We start from the raw sequence: 18,603 nt of genomic DNA, 5'->3' as shown, positions 1-18,603 counted from the left end.
TTCCAAGTGATTAGTTTTTTGGGTTCAAATACATTACCATGTTTCTACCTTCTAGTTTTGGCTGCTTATCTATGCTTCCATACTCTGAAGTTAGTTCAGCGAATTTTTGAAGTACTATTTTACCCTTTTCAGTATGGCCCATTTCTCTTCCTCTAAATCTAACTGTAACCTTTACTTTATCCTCATCCTTTAAGAAATCAATAGCTCTTTTAGCCTTAACGTTTAAGTCATTAGCTTCAATACTAGGCGTAAGTCTAATTTCTTTTACAGTTATAACTTTTTGGTTTTTTCTTGCCTCTTTTTCTCTCTTGGCAAGTTCGTACTTATACTTACCATAATCCATTATTCTACAAACTGGGGGTTTCGCATTAGGAGCAATCATAACTAAATCTAGTTTTCTTTCATCTGCAATTTCCATTCCTTTTTTTGAAGTCATAATGCCAAGTTGTTCCCCATCAACATCAATCAGTCTAATTTCCTTTTCCCTGATTTCCTCATTAATCTGAAGTTCTTTAATATTAAGACACCTCCTAAACATTTTTTATAAATACAAAAGCGGATAGTTAAAACTATCCGCCAAATTACATGACAATAAAAGCAAAATACTTGCTATTAACTCGTCAATATTAACCTTATGAGCAGATAAGCTGTAAGGTGAGAAGCGGATACTTCTACTTTGTTTTATCTTTAATGTAAGTCTTAGTACATTATATTAAATCATTTGATATTTGTCAACATCTTTTATATTTTTATATTATTTGCATATTGCAATTTTAATTTTACTTAGTTTTAATGATTTTTTATGTTAAAACTGTTATTATTTTCATTATTTTTTTTATCTTATAACTTTATATATCTAATATTAACATAAACATTGGTTAAAATAATATTATAATTTCTAGTTTCTTAGACAAGATAAAACTTATAGATAAAGAGGTGATTAGTATCTTAAAGAAGAAGATAACATTTTGTATTGTGATAATTTTTCTTTCGCTTTCCACTTTCTTAGTATATGAAAAATATTTTTCTAATATAGATTTTGTTAATATTTCAAATGGAGATAGATTTTTTATTTGGTTTACAACATTAATTGTATTAACTTATTATATAAGACTTGATTTTAAGCCATCACTAGTCACTGCTTCTTTTAGTAGTGAAAAAAAGAAAATTGATGATTCGCCTAGTGAAAACAATAAGCCTAACGTATCTTTTAAAGATGTAGCAGGATTAGATGAAGTCAAGGAAGAACTCCAGGAAATCATTGATTTCATAAATAACTCAGAAAAATATATGAAGATGGGGGCTAAAATTCCTAGAGGAGTTCTATTTTATGGACCGCCAGGCACAGGTAAAACTTTGCTAGCTAAGGCATTAGCAGGAGAAACAAATTCTACCTTTTTATATGCAAGTGGTTCTGAGTTTGTTGAAAAATACGTAGGTGTAGGTGCAAAGAGAGTTCGTACATTATTTGAAAAGGCAAAAAAAGATGCCCCTAGTATTGTATTTATAGACGAGATTGATGCTATAGGCTCTAGGAGAAATTCAGATAGTAACAATGAAAAAGATCAAACCTTAAATCAACTTCTCGTAGAAATGGATGGTTTTTATCGAGCTCAAACAGTAATAGTCATAGGAGCAACAAATAGACTTGATCTCTTAGATGAAGCACTTCTAAGACCTGGTAGATTTGATAGACATATATATGTTGGAAATCCAAATGTTAGAGCTAGAAAAGAGATATTTGGTGTTCATACTAGAGATAAACCTTTGGATGCTAGTATTGATATAGAAGATTTAGCTAGAAAAACCCATGGTTTTTCTGGTGCACAGTTAGCTAACATAGCAAACGAAGCAGCTATAATCGCTGTAAGAAATAAAAAGAAAGTAATAGATATAAATGATTTTAACTCAGCTATTGAACGAGTAGTAGCAGGTCTAGAAGTAAAGAACCCTTCAGTATTAGATAAAGAAAAAAATATAGTATCTTGTCATGAAGCCGGTCATGCTCTTGTAGGAAAGCTTTTAAAAGTTGATATGATACAAAAGATATCAATAGTACCTAGAGGGCAAGCATTAGGATACGTTCTAAGGATGCCTGATGAAGAAAGATACCTAATGACAGAAAGAGAACTTCGTGACAAGATAAAAGTACTTCTAGCTGGAAGAGCTGCAGAACATGCTGTTTTTGGTGAAATAACAACTGGCGCAAAGGATGATTTAGTAAAGGCAACTGAAATTGCTCAGGAAATGGTTTGTAGCTATGGTATGAGTTCTCTTGGAAATATATCTATAAAAGAACAGTATATTGAGTATTCTTTTAATAATGTTGACAGTGAAATAAAGAAAATTTTAAAGGAGTGCTATGATGAAGCGCTAAAATTAGTTGAAGCTAATAAAAACTTGTTAAGAATAATTTCTGAATATCTTCTAGAAAACGAAACAATGACTGGAGATGAACTAGACAGTATTGTTTATCAGTATAACGACTCACATGTATTAGCTACTTAAAAAATTGTAGATAATTTAGTCAGTTCACTACCAAATTATAAAAATAAGGAAGAGTAATATACCTTCCTTATTTTTATATCTAAAACTATCTTGATAATTATATGGTAAACTAGATTATTATAGAGGAAAACTTATAATAAAAGAATTATAACGCCTTGTACTATTCCAATAATAAATCCTAGAACTCCTCCTAGTATTTCGATATGTTTGAGCTCCTGTCTTGCAATTGAAACAATAATATCTTCTATTCTCTCTATTTCAAAAGAATTAATTTTCTCTTCAACAATCTCAGATAAGCTAATATCCTCAGAAGCTTTATCAATCATTTTTTTCATTAAATCACTAATAATATTTTCTCCATCTTTTTCAATAAACTCATCTACATATGAATAAATCATGTTCTTAAATATACTAGGTATAATCGACGGAAGCTTGTCTTTTATTATTTCATTAATTTTATTTTTAATGACAGACTTAATTTGTGCTATATTCTGTTCTCCCATTGCCTTGTCTACAATTTCCTCTAGGGATAAAAGCTCATTTTCAATAACATTCCCAATGCTTTTTGCTATTTCTTCTCTACGCTTTGGTATTAAGCCTTGAATACTATAATTAATTAGTGGAACCTTCACAGGATAAAAAGGTCTAAACAACAACTTAATAGCAATAATATTTGTAAGCCATCCAATTAATGCCCCAATCACAGCTAATATCAAAACCTTTAGTATATACATAGACTCACCTTCTAATAACATTATGCGACTCATTATAACATATTTCTCAGGAATATTAAATATGGTTATAATATAATCCATAATCCTATAAGAAGAGTTAGGTCATCTTCCACAGTCTCGCAACACAAATTTATTTGTTCGCTGTCGCTCTCATAAAAACATCCTTTCAAAGTTAATATCCTTTGAAAGGATGAGAAGAAATATCACTACAACATAAATCACAACCTTCACATATTGTGACCTTGTTTAGAAAAATATTTTTAATTATGTTAATTATGTCAAAATTATCGGTGCCATTGTCAAGATGAATAATGATTTTTTTTGGCGCAATAGTAATAAGTGAGCTAATAAGTAAGTCATCATAATTTATATCTATTTCTGATAGTTCTTCTCCTAGTTCTTCAAGAAATTCATTGTTAATTGCCAGTCTTTTTTCATCTATTAATTTATACTTATTATTACTAAATATTATATTCACTTCTTCCCTCTTAGGCTCTTGAATTTCTACGAAATATTGAAGGATTTTAATAAATTCTTTATATTCTTTTTCTGCAAAATAATCTTCAATATTTTTATCAATAGCATCCTCTATAGTATCTAGATAGTATTTTAATCTAAAATTAATAAAGCCCTCTATATTAATTGAATCATTCTCCTCTAGAAAGTCTATTACAGATTTTAAAATTCTAGATTTCTTACTAATTTTATATATTATCCCTTCAGTATTGATATACTCATTTTTTTTCAAATAATCTAATGTACTTATCTTAATTTTGTCTTTTTCATTTTTATCAAAATAGTAAAGATTATAGTTTAATAGTCTTTCAACTATATTTTCTTGATATATGTCTATAATAACATCAGCAATACCATTAGCAATATAGTGTTTAAATACATTATTGATATTTTTATGTTTTTCATTGCTTTTATTACTTAAATTATAATCTACTAAATAAAAATCTCCGCATTTGCCTACATTTTTTTCTATAATTAAATCTTCTTTTTTAAAGATATTAATATATTTGTCTAATATTTCATCTGATTCAACCTTTGATGCGATTGTAAGCAATCTCACTCGATTCACTCCTTTCTGATGTAATAGTAGTATATGTTTAATATAAAGGTATATTCTCATAATAGAAATGTAATAAATGTATTAAAAAGTAATTATTGAACCTATATCTATAATTTTTTTATCACTCAGATAAATTGGTTTAATTTTATATTTTTTCAAAAAATCATTTATATCATGTAGGCTAGGATGATCATTCATTATTCCAGAAATCAATAGTTCGTTTTCTGATATCATACCCGTAGCCCCTCCAATGAAACCATAATTAAGATTGGGCAGTTCAATAAATCCTTCTTTAATAAAAAGTACATCAATACCATATTTTTTCAGCTCTTTATAAATAGAGCAATCAGAAGTAATGGCTGCACTTTCACTTATTATTGCTAAAGAACATTTTGTGTACCCTTGTTTAACATTAATAAGGTCTATACCTTCTTTTTTCATGTAGAATTTTAATTTTTCATCAGTAAATTTAGTATTATGAATGGCATATTTAGAAATCCTTGCTACATTATATGCAATGTTTTCAGGATAGTTTCTACTGAGTTTCTTTTCTCCTTCAACTACTTTTATACCATAAAATTTAAGTGTATCTTTATAATAATCATAGACATTTGGAGCAACTATTACTTTTTCATGGTTTATGGGATGTATTACAATGTCAGGATGGTAGGATATAGAGTCATAAAGGTCTTCGCATTTACAAGTTTCTATTAGCTTTAATCCGAGGTTTATTAAATTTGCCTTGATCTCATTGTCTGCTCTACTATCTAAAATTGCGATACGAGCTTTATCATGAGGAATAAATGGGTTCCTGAACATAAAAGAATGTCTCCTCTCCTGGCTTTATTAATATCATATATACCACAAATTCAATATTAAAATACAAAAAAACAAAAAAGTCTTCCTTAAGAAGACTAAATGAATTGTATGTATGGAGGCGACACCCAGATTTGAACTGGGGAGTAAAGGTTTTGCAGACCTCTGCCTTACCACTTGGCTATGTCGCCGTGGAGCGGAAGACGAGATTCGAACTCGCGACCCTCGCCTTGGCAAGGCGATGCTCTACCACTGAGCCACTTCCGCATGATTATTTACTTTATTAAATTTACTTACATTGCTACTTCAGTATAAGAAAATGTTCTGCACCAGATTTTAAAAAATCTGGTGCCCAGAGGCGGAATCGAACCACCGACACGGGGATTTTCAGTCCCCTGCTCTACCTACTGAGCTATCTGGGCGCAATTCCTTTCCTAGCGACAGATTTTAGTATACAATATTTTTGACACAATGTCAATAGTGTATTTAATAGTTTTTTCTTGCTAGAACTAGATAATGGGCCTTATACAACTCCTAATTTACTTTAAATCTGACTCATTTAATAATGATACAAGTTCATCCCTATTAAACTTGTACTTTTCATTACAAAAATGACATACTAGCTCTGCTTCCCCATCTTCTTCAATTATTTTATTTAATTCTTCTCTTCCTATAGCAATTAACGCTTTTTGCATCCTTTCAACTGAACAATCACAGGTTAATTTAACCGATGTCTTGTCTTTTATATCCATTTTAAAGCCATTGCAAACATTAAGTAGTATATCTTCTGGTGTATATCCTTTTTCAATCAATGATGATACTGGTTCTATATTTGCTAAATTAGCTTCGAGTTTATCCAAAGCTTCATCTGTTGCCTCTGGTAGTACTTGAATTATATAGCCTCCTGCAGCTTTTATTGAAGTATCTCTATCAACAAGCACACCTAAAGCAACTGCTGATGGTTGCTGTTCTGAGTAAACATAATAATTAGCTAAATCCTCAGCAATCTCACCTGTCACTATATCAGACTGTCCTATATAAGGTTCTTTCAAACCATAATCTCTAATAACTGTGACTTTTCCATTTTGCCCAACTGCTCCACCAACATCTAGTTTCCCATTGTTTTTTAATGGCAAGTCAACACTAGGATTACTTACATATCCCTTTACTTCACCCTTGCTATTGGCTACTGCTAATACCGTACCTAAAGGGCCGGCTCCTTTTAACTGTAAAGAAACTGTTTCTCTTTCGTTCTTAAGCATAGTGCCCATAATAGTAACAGCAGTCAAAGTCCTACCTAAAGCTGCAGATGCTGTAGGTGTTGTGTTATGTATATTTCTAGCATTATTAACTAAGTTTGTTGTCTTGGCAACAAAAACTCTAATATTTCCTTCATCATCCATAGCTCTTATAACATAATCCTGCATAAAATCCTCCTAATATATTTTCTTCAACGCTTTATTAAAATAGAATATATATGCTCATACTTATATTTTACTTAAAATTGAGAAATTAATCAAAAAATATGAAAGCCCCATGAAGGGGCTTGCTACCGTCAGAAAACTATATATATAAAGTTTCGTATAATCGTCGATTATAGTTTTGTAACATTTGTAGCTTGAGGTCCTTTTTCGCCTTGAACTATTTCAAATTCAACGTTTTGTCCCTCATCTAAAGTCTTGAATCCATCTCCAGTTATTGCTGAGTAGTGTACAAATACATCTTCTCCAGCTTCAGTTGAGATAAATCCATAACCCTTTGTTGCATTAAACCATTTTACTGTACCTTTAACCATTTAAAACATTCCTCCATATACTGAAAAATTTGCAGATGACTTCTTATGTACATCCACCTTCAATTGCTAGTTTATCACATGAAAATCCCTTTGTCAATTAATATTCCCAGCTAAATCCCTATTTATTCAATGCTTGAATGCTAGTCTCAATCCCTTTATTTTAGCACTACAAAGGTTAGTCTTTCGCTTTCATTATTTGGCGATTCATTTGAATATCCATTATATATATTGACAATTTTAAAACCAGCTTTTTTTAGGGCATTTTCTACTTCAAAAGTAGTATAAGCTTTTTCAACATGTAGTTCGTCAAATCTTCTATACAATCCTTCTTCCTTAACAAAAAAAGTTATATATAATTGGCATGTGTCATCAGATTCATTATACTCATTTTCCCAAACATAGAATATTTCCTCATTGTCTTCAACGAAAACATTGTCACCTATAATATTTTTTAGTTTGTAGTATGAGTTTATATCAAAAATAAATACTCCATCAGATTTTAGATGATTATATGCATTCTCAAAGGTTTTTACTAGCTCAGAATATTCAGTTATGTAGTTCACGCAGTCGCATACAGAAATTATTGTATCAAATTTCATGTTGATACTAAAATCTGTCATATCCTGCTTAAGTAGTTGAAAATTTCTGTGTGAATCAAGCTTATTATATGCCACGGATAACATGTCTTCAGACAAATCAAATGCTGTCACATTATACCCTTCTTTACACAAAAGCGCTGTAAAATTGCCAGTCCCACAGCCCATCTCTAACACTTCTCTTGGTTTTTTATTATGTCTCTCTAAGATGCTTTTTATAAAATCCAACCAGTTACTATAGTCTACATCCATCATTAGTTTATCATATATATAAGCAAATCCTGTATAAGCCTCCATCATTGTCCCCTTTTCTAAACATTCCAATATTCTACATTAATATCTACTTAATTTTAGTATAGTTTTATTAAATATTCAACTATTCTCTTTATCCTTTGCATCTTTTTCACTCTTATTTGTGTTTTTTCTACTACGTACTGTCATAATACCACCAATTCTACCTGTTTCTTTTGCAGTTAGTCCTCCCCATCCAACTTCCTTAATCTTATCCATTAGGCCTAGTTCCCTTGCAATCTCATATTTTAGCCTGTCTTGAGGTGTTTCAACTTTATGCTTTTTTTTCATAATAAATCATTCCTCCTTTTAGCTATTATTTGAAAAAAGAGAAATATTATTCTTTTACTATTTGTAATAAAGATATTACCTAATTTAAACAAGTATTAAGATTGCGTAAACCTTAGGAAATTCACTTGATTTATAAACATCATAATGTTAAACTAAGACCTGTGAAAAGATACTACTTTCCCACTCCCCCTTTAATATATATTTGTATATATTAAAATTACATTAAATAAAGGACCTACTTTCCCCAGGTAGGTCCTTTACTATTTTATGAGTTTATTAAAACATATTTTTTTACATTGTAAAAGCAACATAAATCGTATAGATAAAAATTAAAAAGACTATAAATAAAGGAATAAATGAAACAATACTAACATTTTCTTGAAAACTAGCATTTGTATCCTCTTGCTGGATATTTTCTCCTTTTGGTAAAAGTCTTAGAAGAAAGTAAACAATCACTCCGCAAACAACCGCAATAAAACCTATTCCAATAGCTCCTATAATCATAGTAGCCGTATCTAAAATAGCTCCTGATGCTACAGCTACATCTGCAGCCATCTCTGGATCTATGTTTATCTTAGTAATAAGCATTCCTAATATTAGAGCAAAGGCGTTATTAGTTGTATGGGCAATCATAGAAGAAAATATGCTATCTGTTCTATAGACAATATATCCAAATAGCACTCCTAAGAACATTGGACCAAGTAAATTTTGTATGTTGAAGTGAAATACTCCAAATAGCAATGCAGAATACATTATCCCCGCTTTTATTCCTTTTTTCTCATAGGCTTTCATTATAAAGCCTCTAAACATTATTTCTTCGCATATTCCTGCTGATAATGCAACTACTATTAAACCTATTATCATCTCTTGTCCGTTTTCAGGTATAGGTATAGGATTAGGATTTATTTTCCCAAAGAGATTTAGAATAATCATCATTAAATAATTAAAGAAAACCCCAATAGGATACGAAAAAACGACTATTATTGGAATAATTAAAGCTTGTTTGAGCGAAATTTTATTAAGTCTAAGAACTTTTTTAAGGCTATATCCTCTCATCTTTAAGAAAAAAATTGTAGGTGCTAAAATGATTATATATTCAGTTATTAATAAACCTGTATATATTCCTTTTATTTGTGCATATGAACCTAAAGTTAGTAGAATAATTCCAATAAATAAATAAAAAGAATTGGCCTCCAATATTGAAGGTTTAGAATTGTCTCTTATCATAATGTGTCCCCCTGCAAAGTATTTTTAATATCTCAAACACTATTGTATATAATTTATACAGTAAATTCAATCACTAGTAGCATATTCTGTATTTTTTAACTTTTACGATAATATATTATATTTAAGGAGGTAGAATTTCAGAATTGTTTTTGGTAATCTATTTATTAGTACAACAAATAGGAGGGGTTTAATTGTTTTTATTTAAAGGCTCAGGAGTCGCTATAATTACACCTTTTAAGAATAATCAAGTGGATTTTGATAAACTAGAGAAACTATTAGAATGGCATATTAAGGAGCAGACTGATGCTATTATTATCTGTGGTACAACAGGTGAAGCATCTACTATGAGTGATAAAGAGCGCTTAAAGACAATAAAATTTACTGTAGATAAAGTCAACAAAAGAATTCCTGTTATAGCAGGTACAGGAAGCAACAATACTCAGCATACAATAGAAATGAGTAAAAATGCCGAAAGTGCAGGTGTAGATGGACTGCTAATAGTAAACCCATATTATAATAAAACTACCCAAAGAGGCCTTATTGCTCACTATAATACTATTGCAGATAACGTGAATATACCTATAATTGTGTACAATGTTCCTGGAAGAACTGGACTTAATATAACTCCAAATACTTTAGCTGAACTATCTAAGCATCCTAATATTAGAGGAGTTAAGGAAGCAAGTGGTAACATAAGTCAAGTAGCTGAAATAGCTCGTCTATGTCCAGATGATTTTGCTATTTATTCTGGAAACGATGATATGATAGTTCCTCTTTTATCTTTAGGTGGAATAGGTGTAATATCTGTAGTAGCAAATATACTTCCAAAAGATACTCATGATATGGTATTTTACTATCTTGAAAAAAACTTAGAAAAATCCAGATATCTACAGCTTAAAATGAAGCCTTTAATTGACGCTTTATTCATAGAGACTAACCCTATTCCTATAAAAAAAGCTATGAATTTACTGGGAATGGATGTTGGTGACTTAAGATTACCATTAGTTGAAATGTCAGATGAAAATGCTAAAATACTTAAAAAAGAGCTTAAGAATTATAATATGCTATAGGAGGTAGCCATGCTTAAAGTAATAGTAAATGGATGTCATGGAAAGATGGGGCAAGTATTAATAAATCAAATTGAGCAAGATAACGAACTTCAGGTTATTGCTGGTATCGACAAATATATTAATAAAGAAAATGTTGCCTTCCCTGTATATGACAATATCTTTGAATGCAGCAATAAAGCTGATGTTATCATAGATTTTTCTAGACCTGAAGCCTTACAGGGATTAATAGATTTTGCTATAAGGACTAATACTCCATTGGTTATTGCAACTACAGGTCTAAGTGATCAAGATATGAACAATATAAAAGATGCATCAAACAAAGTCCCTATATTTCAATCTGCCAATATGTCCGTAGGAATAAATGTATTAATAAGATTAGCACAGATAACTACTAAGTTAATGGAGGATTACACAGATATTGAAATAATAGAAAAGCATCATAATTTGAAAATAGATGCACCTAGCGGCACAGCTTACTTAATTGCAAATAAAATAAATGATAGTCTAAAGAATCCTAAAGAATATACTTTTGGAAGACATACTAAAACAGAAAGGCGAAAGGAAAACGAAATTGGAATACACGCAATACGTGGAGGTACTATAGTAGGAGAGCATTCCGTAATATTTGCTGGTAATGATGAAGTCATAGAAATATGTCATAGTGCTGCATCAAAAAACATATTTGCTTTAGGTGCTATAAGAGCTGCAAAATTTATAGCTAATAAAAAGCCCGCTTTTTATAACATGGATGATTTGATTGAAACTGTATTGTAATAGGAAAAGAGCTGAGTTATATCAGCTCTTTTATTAATTATGCTACTGAATAAGTAACTAGCATAAAATCAGAGATTTTGGCTATCTACTTAATCAACAAATGAAAATATATATGGTATATTTCTATAATAATCGCCATAGTTTAAGCCATAGCCAACTATAAATAAATCAGGAATAGTGAAACCTACATAGTCTGGTGTAATTTCAGTCTTCCTTCTTTCGGGTTTGTCTAACATAACACATGATTTAATGCTGTTTGGATTTTTCTTTTTTAAATGCTCTATTATTTTTTCCATAGTTAAGCCGGTATCCATAATGTCATCAACAACTAATACATCTCTTCCTTCTATATCATCCTTAATATCGTTAATAATTTCTACTTGACCAGAAGATTCTTCATTATGACCGTAGCTTGCCGTAGTTATGAATTCGATTTGAGTTGGTATTCCAATCTCTCTTACTAAATCTGCAGCAAAAATAAAGCTACCTCTTAGGAGAGAGACAACTACTAGCTTTTTGCCTTCATAATCTTTACTAACTTGTTGCCCTAGCTCTTTGACTCTTTTGTTAATATCCTCAGTAGAAAATAGTATTTTTTGTTTTTTATTCATTTCCAAAAAACAGCCCCTTTACAAAATTATGAACCTATATAAAGACAATCCTATCTATTTAAAATCAATTCTAATCCAAACAATAAGCTTTGTCAATAATTTGATTATGGTATTCTTTAAAAAGGCTAAGGCACTTTAAAAAACTTTTATGTTTATTTTGGAATAACCAATGACTAAAAAAATATATAATAATATATAATTAAAAATAGAAGGATTTTTCAAAATAATATCGAATATATACTAATGGTAAATACCTTTACGACCTATTTAATGTGTAAAATAATATTTTACATACAGGTATTTTTGTCTTCTTTTGACTAAACTTATAATGGTATTGATTACAACATGATCTTAATTATTGGAGTTGATAAAATGGACGACACTAAAGAAATAGAAAGAAAATTACAAGAGCTTTCAACTTCATTTATTCTTTTATTTGATAAGCTTAGATATAAAGATATTATAAGTCAAGAAGAATATGATACTCATACTAAAGTTAAAAAAGAATTCTTGAAAAAAATTGACGATAATTAGCAATGACTATTTTATTTCATTGTTTATTACTTCAATTTCTTGTGCTGTTAAACCATATATCTTAAATATCATTTCATCTAAAAGAGATTCTAACAATTCTTTTTTCTCTTTATATTTACATACATTATGCCCATCCATATTATTCCTCATATTCATTTTCCTGCATAATAGTCTTATTTCATCTACTGCCTCTCCTATTTTTTGTTGCTCACTTTTATGGGGAATGCATATTGGACTGTATTGAATATGAAATATCTTAAGCTGTGGAAATAGTTTTCCTTTCTCTCTTATTAGAGTGCTGTATAAAAAATAGTAAAGCTTTGAATTTAATAAAGCAAGTATGTATTTAATATCTAATACGCTTTCATAATCATTTCTTATTACTAAAGAATAAAGAGTATTTAGAATATAATATTTATCATCATCATATGAACATATAAATCTATCTGCAGTCTGTCTTATAATTAACTTTTCTTTATAAATCATATCGCTTCTCATGAAAGTTGCATATTCACCTTTTTTCCTGTCAATTAATCTTTTATCATCAATAAAATACAAGCCTGACCATTTGTGGTAAAACTTATGAACATTTTTACCTTCTAACACTTTTTTTGCATTTGGTGTATCTTCTTCTTTTGTCAAAAGCTTCTTTCTAATATTCCCAGTTGCTATGCCTGCGACAACTTCAGCAGCATCATTAATAATTAATGAACAGCTATTATATATTTTCTCTCTAAGTCTAAAAGTATCATAGGACGAATCAATATCAAATACATTTAAAAGTGTATTTTCGTAAAACCTCTGAGGGATTTCCTTATATTCAGCTACTTCAATATCTTTTTTCTTATCTTCACTACCTGAAATATTCCTGCACATAATTAGTTCGTTTGCTTTATCCCTATCTTTGTGCATAGAAATAATGATAACACTCATTCCAACATCTTCGAAAATTTCCTCTCCTAAATTTATAATACTTGTAATTGAGGAGTTGTCTAATATATATTTCCTAGTTTGCGCGAAATTATTATTAGATAATAAGTTGCCTGGAAGAATAAAACTCATATAACCACCTTTTTTCAAAAAAGATATTGAGTTTTCTATAAAAAGACTATAAATATCAAATCTACCTACTGCAGTAGTAAACTTTTTCTTTAAATACTCTTTGTCATAGTATTTATTTAACCCTCTATTCTCTAGATACGGAGGATTACCTAATATTAAATCAAAAAAATTCTTATCTATTGATGATGCTACTAAGAAATCTTCAGTAAACAACTTAAAATTATAGAAATAAAGCTTGCCAGTTCTATTAAGTGCTTTAATCATCAGCAAATATTTGCATATTTCTATTGCCTTAGAATCAATATCTATTCCATATAAATTATTCTCAATAATGATTTTGCATATTTCTTCATTAGAATAATTAGTTTTCTCTAAATACAACTCGAATAATGAATCAAATAAACATAATAAAAAGGCTCCGCATCCACAGGCAGGCTCTAATACCCTAATGTTTTCAAGCTTATTAGTTAAAAAAATTCTCTTCATAGAATTGTCCACCATATTTTTGACTATCCATTCTGGTGTATAAAAGATACTGTATTTTTCTTTTTTGTTGCTCTTTTTTCCAGCCATATATTCATAGATTTTTAATAAAGTAATAGGGTTATTCCAAAATTCTTGTAAATCATGACAATTAAGAATAGAATATACATTGCTGTCATAGACCTTTAGTAGCTTTTTTATTCTTAATTCTTTCATCTGTTCATCTTTTATACCATTAGCTTTTATAGCAAGTAGAATAGAAGAATTGATTATGTCATTCTCAAAATATCCATAAGTTTTTTTTGAATATAATTCATATATCCTGTCAATTGTAGCTAATAAAGGCTTCACTTTTTTCACCTACACTTAGTTATCAATCTTATTCTGAAGTAATATTTTTTTTATCTCTTTTAACTCTAAAAGAATTTTGTTTAGTGAGTACTGTATGCTAACAATTATAGTCAAAAAAATAAAAAAAACAATAATTTTATAATCCATCTTATCACCTCAATAGAATTATATCAAAAACAAGACCATTTAAAGGTCTTGTTTTTTTCCCTCTCTATTATTATCTTCTCTTACAAACTCAAGCTTTGATATTGAAACCTCAAAGGCTACCTTATTTATTACTTCCCCATCACCAATCTTTTTCTGATATTCACGGCTTTGTATTCTTCCCCATAATCTTATATGGTCGCCAACCTGGAGCTTTTCACAAAATCTTGCATTTCTTCCCCAAGCGATGCAAGGTATGTAATCAGATTTGTTATAAGGCCTATTTACTGCTACTAATAAATCAGTTATCTCTCTACCAAATGGAGTTGTTCTGTAAACAGGTGCTTTACAAATGTACCCATCAAGGAATATCTCATTTGGTCTTTTCAGCAATTCATTAAGTTCTTCTTCAGTTTCGGGAACATATGCATCCCTTGCAAAAACTGTTAGAACTAACTTGTTGCTACCGTTTTGATATCTGTTATATGACCTTAGTTGTCCTTCTACTACTAAATTTACCCCTGGTTTTAAATCCATGTTAACTAAAAGCCTTTCAGATATAGTAATTGGTAACACGTCAGAATAGTCACTGAGTCTTGGTACTTCTAAGTCAAAGGAATAGAAGCCCTCCCCATACATCTCATGACTAAACTCCTTTTCAGTGATTATCTTGCCTACTACGGTTATTGAATTAGTATCAATTACCTTGTCAGCCATCAAACCCCACTCCCCTTCCTATTCTTATGTTTTTTTAATCTAGAATATGTTTATTCTTCAAGGTTTAATAATATGAATTATTTTTTGAATCATTAGTAATATAATATTAAAATAGTAAATAGTTCCTTTCTATGTTTATTAGACACAAAATAGAAAAATCCTTCATGCTATAAAAATATTATTTTTAGACAATAATGAAAAAAACTTATTCTGTAAAAAGAATAAGTTAATTATATTTCATATTATTTTAGCATGTTTCTTATCATACTATTTCCCTTATCCATGCCTTGAGCTCCAAGCATTAATATTAAATCTTTTTTTTCAACTATCTTTAAAGCTTCTTTCAAGGCACTGTTCAGTGTCTCAAAGACTAAATATCCAATTCCCATTTTATCTAAAACTGTCTTATATGCTAGTGTCTCCAAGTCTCTTACTTTATCTTCTGCCCCTATTGTATCTTTACTGAGAGTTAGTAACATCCTCACATCTTTCATAGTACTGCACCATCCACCTATAACCTTTGCATTAGCCCTATTTATTTCAACTCCTCTACTCCCTCTTATTGCATTGATAATTATCAATTTATTAAAATCTAATGCCTGTATAGTTTCAAAGACAACTTCATACCCTTGTGGATTATGACAGAAATCATCAATCACTATATAATCCTTGTTATATATCACATTAAGTCTTCTATCTATTCCAGAAAATTCTTTCAATGATTTTGCTATGTCATATGGTTGTACACCTAAACATAAAGCTCCACTAATAGCAGCTAAAGAATTATATACATTATGCCTACCCATCAATTTCATTGCAACAGGTATTTCCATTGGTTCAATCTCTGAACTGTTTAATGCAGTAAGTCCTCTTTGGATATATAGATTAAACTTAATATTATCTGTAAGCTTTAGGCTAGAAGCAGTAATACTTGCCTTCGAGTTTAATCCATAAGTAACTGCTATTGTATTTAAATTACCTTCTATAAGTTTAAGACCCTCTTTATCATCTATATTTATTATTGAGATCCCATTTTTCTTCAATGAGTCAAAAAGTATTTTCTTCGATTTTATATAGTCAACTTTTGTTTTATGAAAGTTTATATGGTCAAAGCCAATATTAGTATGTATAGCTATATCAAAGTCCAATCCATTAACCCTCATTAGCTTGAGCCCATGAGATGATACCTCCATAATGGCAACTTCAATTTCTTCTTTTACCATTTCATTTAGGACACGAAATAAAATTTCAGGCTCAGGTGTGGTTAAATTAGTAGGGATATGTTTTCCATCAAATCTTATACCAAGGGTCCCAATAACTCCTGCTCTAATACCTGCAGTCTTTAAAATATGCTCTAATAAATATGAAGTAGTAGTTTTGCCATTGGTACCTGTTATTCCAATTAAAATTAGCTTATGTGATGGAAAATCATAGAAACTATTGAGTAAATCTGCAAGTTTTTTTCTTGAATTTTTTACTTTAATCACAGGTACATTATCGAATGCAATATCTTCCTCGGTATAAATAATACTTGCTCCATTTTTTACTGCTTCACGAATATATTTGTTTCCGTTTTGTTTTAATCCTTTAATAGCAACGAAAGCAAAACCTTCCTGTACTTTGTTTGAATCACAAGTAACTCCGGTAATTGTTATTCCATCAATCTTCATTATCTTAGCTCCCCTTCTAAAGCCATTAGTAAAGAACACATATCAAAAATAGTATAAGTATATGTTTTGCCTACATAGCTTATTTTATGTGCAATCAATTACTTGCTTTTTGAGTTCCATTATATTCCGATAATATTTTTTGAAATAAGTCAAAGAATAATTAAGAGGTGATTTATATGAAAGACAAAAAAATATCTCCAAACGCAAGGCAAGCTTTTCAAAGTTTCAAAGAGGAATTAGCAAAAGACATGGAAGTTGATTTGCGGGACAGAGATGATCATATTACAAAAATGATGGAAAACGAAACATCAGACAAATATACTCATTTAGGAAGATCATAATAAGTAGATAGCCAAAATCTGCAATTTTGTGCTAGTCATCTATACAGTAGTTAAAACAGTAAAGTAAGGCTTAAAAAGTCTTACTTTACTGTTTTTTTATTTGCTTTCCGCTATTATCAATATAAAAATCATTTTTATAGATAAGCTCTGATATAGGAACAATCTTATATCCTTCTGCCTGCAGCTTTTCTAAAACAATAGGTAGATATTGAGACACATACTTAGCATTATTATGAAAAAGTACTATTGAACCATTTTTTACATTTCGAGTGACTCTATCTACTACTGGCTGTACCCCAAATTCTTTCCAATCAAGAGAATCTACATCCCACTGAATTACATAATAGCCATTTTCTCTACAGGTTTTTATTAATCTATCATTGTAATCCCCAAAAGGTGGTCTAAATAAGGTAGTTCTTTTTCCTATTATATTTTTTATGCTTTCCTCAGTTGTTTTTAACTCTTTAATAATTTGTATTTCATCTAATTTAGACATATAGGGATGATTTGTTGAATGATTTCCAATTTCATGACCTCTTCTATCTATTTCTCTCACTACTTCAGGATATTTTTTTACCCAAAAATCCACAAGAAAAAAAGTAGTTTTCACATTGTATTTATCTAATGTATCTAGTATATCATTAGTAAAATCCGTTCCCCAAGCTGCATCAAAACTTATTGCAATCTTTTTTTCAGGTGTATCAACATAGTATATTGGTAGTTCCCTAGTTGTTGAAAACACACTCATTATTCCATTTTCACTTATTATTCCTGTAAATATAACAGATGCAACTACAAGTAATAATACTGCTGTTATTTTTATAGTAGCCTTTTTGTCAAATATATAAATTTTCATTTGTCCCCTCCTCACAAAGGTTTTTAATATAATTTATTCGGGCATTTTAGTATTATTACCTTATAAATAAAAAAAAGCTTTGCTCTCCACAATTAAATAAGTATATAAAACAAGTCTATTTAGAGTATTGGGTTCATGAAAAGTTATAATATAGTTAAAACATTAGAAATATTATAGATAATTCACTATTGATATTAACCTTAATTATGGTTATAATATAAAGAATATTAAAATTTTTAAAGATTGTGATAAGGAATAGTACATTTGGGGAACTTATAAGAGAGCTGAAGAGTGGTGGAACTTTGGTAGGGGAACTTTATGGAAGCAGCCTTTGAATCTCACATTGAAAAATAAGAGTTTTACTCTTAAGTAGATGGTGACGTGTCCTCACGTTATAGAGGATAGAATGTGTTTACATATTCTTACTGAGTGAGCGATTTTTCGCTTATGAGGGTGGTACCGCGAAGTTAATCCTTCGTCCCTATCTGGGATGAGGGATTTTTTATTACTTAAAAAGGTAATGTAAAAAGTTCTATGAAAAAACAAGAGTCAAAAAGTAGTGTTTTTAAAGCAAATTTTGAGTAGGTTCTCCCGCCACCCTTGACAAAAATAAGAAAATGCTTAAGCAAAAGTAACAAGGGCGAAGGGAACTCAAAA

The 18,603-nt window shown here is 29.9% G+C and carries 19 protein-coding genes, 3 tRNA genes and 2 other annotated features; of the genes, 5 read left to right on the top strand and 17 right to left on the bottom strand.

Annotated features, from left to right (window positions below; translation table 11 throughout):
• Positions 1–10: 10 nt before the first annotated feature.
• Positions 11–538, bottom strand: coding sequence for a translation initiation factor IF-3 (gene infC / locus ABV008_RS00840; RefSeq protein WP_352417923.1), 528 nt, complete (start codon positions 536–538; stop codon positions 11–13).
• A gap of 3 nt (positions 539–541) precedes the next feature.
• Positions 542–683 (bottom strand) — a sequence feature (ribosomal protein L20 leader region).
• A 292-nt stretch (positions 684–975) separates the two neighbouring features.
• Here infC and ABV008_RS00835 point away from each other — a divergent pair.
• Positions 976–2,508: an ATP-dependent metallopeptidase FtsH/Yme1/Tma family protein gene (locus ABV008_RS00835; protein WP_352417922.1), complete on the top strand. Its 1,533-nt coding sequence runs from the start codon at positions 976–978 to the stop codon at positions 2,506–2,508.
• A gap of 131 nt (positions 2,509–2,639) precedes the next feature.
• Here the strand turns inward: ABV008_RS00835 and ABV008_RS00830 are convergent, their stop codons facing one another.
• The 11 genes from ABV008_RS00830 to ABV008_RS00780 all read right to left on the bottom strand — a co-directional run bounded on the left by ABV008_RS00830 (position 2,640) and on the right by ABV008_RS00780 (position 9,333).
• Positions 2,640–3,242: a DUF445 domain-containing protein gene (locus ABV008_RS00830; protein ID WP_352417921.1), complete on the bottom strand. Its 603-nt coding sequence runs from the start codon at positions 3,240–3,242 to the stop codon at positions 2,640–2,642.
• A gap of 172 nt (positions 3,243–3,414) precedes the next feature.
• On the bottom strand, positions 3,415–4,317 hold the full coding sequence (gene ytxC / locus ABV008_RS00825; RefSeq protein ID WP_352417920.1) for a putative sporulation protein YtxC: 903 nt from the start codon (positions 4,315–4,317) through the stop codon (positions 3,415–3,417).
• Between the two features lie 81 nt (positions 4,318–4,398).
• Positions 4,399–5,136 carry a DUF6873 family GME fold protein gene (locus ABV008_RS00820; RefSeq protein ID WP_352417919.1) on the bottom strand — a complete coding sequence of 246 codons (738 nt, stop codon included), beginning with the start codon at positions 5,134–5,136 and terminating at the stop codon, positions 4,399–4,401.
• Between the two features lie 113 nt (positions 5,137–5,249).
• A tRNA-Cys gene (locus ABV008_RS00815) sits at positions 5,250–5,324 on the bottom strand.
• Between the two features lies 1 nt (position 5,325).
• Positions 5,326–5,400 (bottom strand) — tRNA-Gly (locus ABV008_RS00810).
• Between the two features lie 79 nt (positions 5,401–5,479).
• A tRNA-Phe gene (locus tag ABV008_RS00805) sits at positions 5,480–5,555 on the bottom strand.
• Positions 5,556–5,672: 117 nt separating this feature from the next.
• Positions 5,673–6,560 (bottom strand): Hsp33 family molecular chaperone HslO, encoded by an 888-nt coding sequence (gene hslO, locus ABV008_RS00800; RefSeq protein ID WP_352417918.1) that lies wholly within the window; start codon positions 6,558–6,560, stop codon positions 5,673–5,675.
• A gap of 167 nt (positions 6,561–6,727) precedes the next feature.
• Positions 6,728–6,928 (bottom strand): cold-shock protein, encoded by a 201-nt coding sequence (locus ABV008_RS00795; RefSeq protein ID WP_074349562.1) that lies wholly within the window; start codon positions 6,926–6,928, stop codon positions 6,728–6,730.
• A gap of 155 nt (positions 6,929–7,083) precedes the next feature.
• Positions 7,084–7,821, bottom strand: coding sequence for a class I SAM-dependent DNA methyltransferase (locus tag ABV008_RS00790; RefSeq protein ID WP_352417917.1), 738 nt, complete (start codon positions 7,819–7,821; stop codon positions 7,084–7,086).
• 75 nt (positions 7,822–7,896) lie between these two features.
• The gene (locus ABV008_RS00785) at positions 7,897–8,106 is read right to left on the bottom strand and encodes an alpha/beta-type small acid-soluble spore protein (protein ID WP_352417916.1); all 210 of its coding nucleotides are present in this window, start codon (positions 8,104–8,106) and stop codon (positions 7,897–7,899) included.
• Positions 8,107–8,397: 291 nt separating this feature from the next.
• Positions 8,398–9,333 (bottom strand): CPBP family glutamic-type intramembrane protease, encoded by a 936-nt coding sequence (locus tag ABV008_RS00780; protein ID WP_352417915.1) that lies wholly within the window; start codon positions 9,331–9,333, stop codon positions 8,398–8,400.
• Between the two features lie 191 nt (positions 9,334–9,524).
• Here ABV008_RS00780 and dapA point away from each other — a divergent pair, with 191 nt between their 5' ends.
• Both dapA and dapB read left to right on the top strand, forming a co-directional pair.
• Positions 9,525–10,403, top strand: a complete 879-nt coding sequence (dapA, locus tag ABV008_RS00775) for a 4-hydroxy-tetrahydrodipicolinate synthase (RefSeq protein WP_352417914.1) — start codon at positions 9,525–9,527, stop codon at positions 10,401–10,403.
• Between the two features lie 9 nt (positions 10,404–10,412).
• Positions 10,413–11,177 carry a 4-hydroxy-tetrahydrodipicolinate reductase gene (gene dapB, locus ABV008_RS00770; RefSeq protein ID WP_352417913.1) on the top strand — a complete coding sequence of 255 codons (765 nt, stop codon included), beginning with the start codon at positions 10,413–10,415 and terminating at the stop codon, positions 11,175–11,177.
• Positions 11,178–11,266: 89 nt separating this feature from the next.
• Here dapB and hpt read toward each other — a convergent pair whose 3' ends face one another.
• A complete protein-coding gene (gene hpt, locus ABV008_RS00765; protein WP_352417912.1) occupies positions 11,267–11,788 on the bottom strand; it encodes a hypoxanthine phosphoribosyltransferase in 522 nt (173 codons plus the stop codon).
• 372 nt (positions 11,789–12,160) lie between these two features.
• On the opposite strand from hpt, the gene ABV008_RS00760 reads away from it, so the two are divergent.
• On the top strand, positions 12,161–12,322 hold the full coding sequence (locus tag ABV008_RS00760; protein WP_352417911.1) for a hypothetical protein: 162 nt from the start codon (positions 12,161–12,163) through the stop codon (positions 12,320–12,322).
• A gap of 6 nt (positions 12,323–12,328) precedes the next feature.
• Here ABV008_RS00760 and ABV008_RS00755 read toward each other — a convergent pair whose 3' ends face one another.
• The 3 genes from ABV008_RS00755 to ABV008_RS00745 form a co-directional block, all read right to left on the bottom strand.
• Complete coding sequence (locus tag ABV008_RS00755; protein ID WP_352417910.1) at positions 12,329–14,218, bottom strand: Eco57I restriction-modification methylase domain-containing protein; 1,890 nt, start codon at positions 14,216–14,218, stop codon at positions 12,329–12,331.
• A 186-nt stretch (positions 14,219–14,404) separates the two neighbouring features.
• Positions 14,405–15,079: a single-stranded DNA-binding protein gene (locus ABV008_RS00750; protein WP_352417909.1), complete on the bottom strand. Its 675-nt coding sequence runs from the start codon at positions 15,077–15,079 to the stop codon at positions 14,405–14,407.
• 242 nt (positions 15,080–15,321) lie between these two features.
• Positions 15,322–16,749, bottom strand: a complete 1,428-nt coding sequence (locus tag ABV008_RS00745) for a Mur ligase family protein (RefSeq protein WP_352417908.1) — start codon at positions 16,747–16,749, stop codon at positions 15,322–15,324.
• A 176-nt stretch (positions 16,750–16,925) separates the two neighbouring features.
• On the opposite strand from ABV008_RS00745, the gene ABV008_RS00740 reads away from it, so the two are divergent.
• Positions 16,926–17,090 carry a small, acid-soluble spore protein, alpha/beta type gene (locus ABV008_RS00740; RefSeq protein ID WP_352417907.1) on the top strand — a complete coding sequence of 55 codons (165 nt, stop codon included), beginning with the start codon at positions 16,926–16,928 and terminating at the stop codon, positions 17,088–17,090.
• Between the two features lie 85 nt (positions 17,091–17,175).
• On the opposite strand, the gene ABV008_RS00735 is transcribed toward ABV008_RS00740, so the two are convergent.
• Positions 17,176–17,946, bottom strand: coding sequence for a polysaccharide deacetylase family protein (locus ABV008_RS00735; RefSeq protein ID WP_352417906.1), 771 nt, complete (start codon positions 17,944–17,946; stop codon positions 17,176–17,178).
• A gap of 236 nt (positions 17,947–18,182) precedes the next feature.
• Positions 18,183–18,432 (top strand) — a binding site (T-box leader).
• Positions 18,433–18,603 lie beyond the last annotated feature (171 nt).

Origin of the sequence: Proteiniborus sp. (assembly GCF_040308045.1) — a bacterium.
GTDB lineage: Bacteria > Bacillota > Clostridia > Tissierellales > Proteiniboraceae > Proteiniborus.
Note: the sequence above shows the minus strand (reverse complement) of the source record. Positions and strands in the feature narration are given on the sequence as shown.

Bases quoted from the DNA above. Each gene is read 5' to 3' on its own strand.
- infC (WP_352417923.1), bottom strand. From the start codon at position 538: ATGTTTAGGAGGTGTCTTAATATTAAAGAACTTCAGATTAATGAGGAA.
- ABV008_RS00830 (WP_352417921.1), bottom strand. From the start codon at position 3,242: ATGTATATACTAAAGGTTTTGATATTAGCTGTGATTGGGGCATTAATT.
- ABV008_RS00820 (WP_352417919.1), bottom strand. From the start codon at position 5,136: ATGTTCAGGAACCCATTTATTCCTCATGATAAAGCTCGTATCGCAATT.
- hslO (WP_352417918.1), bottom strand. From the start codon at position 6,560: ATGCAGGATTATGTTATAAGAGCTATGGATGATGAAGGAAATATTAGA.
- ABV008_RS00795 (WP_074349562.1), bottom strand. From the start codon at position 6,928: ATGGTTAAAGGTACAGTAAAATGGTTTAATGCAACAAAGGGTTATGGA.
- ABV008_RS00790 (WP_352417917.1), bottom strand. From the start codon at position 7,821: ATGGAGGCTTATACAGGATTTGCTTATATATATGATAAACTAATGATG.
- ABV008_RS00785 (WP_352417916.1), bottom strand. From the start codon at position 8,106: ATGAAAAAAAAGCATAAAGTTGAAACACCTCAAGACAGGCTAAAATAT.
- ABV008_RS00780 (WP_352417915.1), bottom strand. From the start codon at position 9,333: ATGATAAGAGACAATTCTAAACCTTCAATATTGGAGGCCAATTCTTTT.
- dapB (WP_352417913.1), top strand. From the start codon at position 10,413: ATGCTTAAAGTAATAGTAAATGGATGTCATGGAAAGATGGGGCAAGTA.
- hpt (WP_352417912.1), bottom strand. From the start codon at position 11,788: ATGAATAAAAAACAAAAAATACTATTTTCTACTGAGGATATTAACAAA.
- ABV008_RS00760 (WP_352417911.1), top strand. From the start codon at position 12,161: ATGGACGACACTAAAGAAATAGAAAGAAAATTACAAGAGCTTTCAACT.
- ABV008_RS00750 (WP_352417909.1), bottom strand. From the start codon at position 15,079: ATGGCTGACAAGGTAATTGATACTAATTCAATAACCGTAGTAGGCAAG.
- ABV008_RS00745 (WP_352417908.1), bottom strand. From the start codon at position 16,749: ATGAAGATTGATGGAATAACAATTACCGGAGTTACTTGTGATTCAAAC.
- ABV008_RS00740 (WP_352417907.1), top strand. From the start codon at position 16,926: ATGAAAGACAAAAAAATATCTCCAAACGCAAGGCAAGCTTTTCAAAGT.
- ABV008_RS00735 (WP_352417906.1), bottom strand. From the start codon at position 17,946: ATGAAAATTTATATATTTGACAAAAAGGCTACTATAAAAATAACAGCA.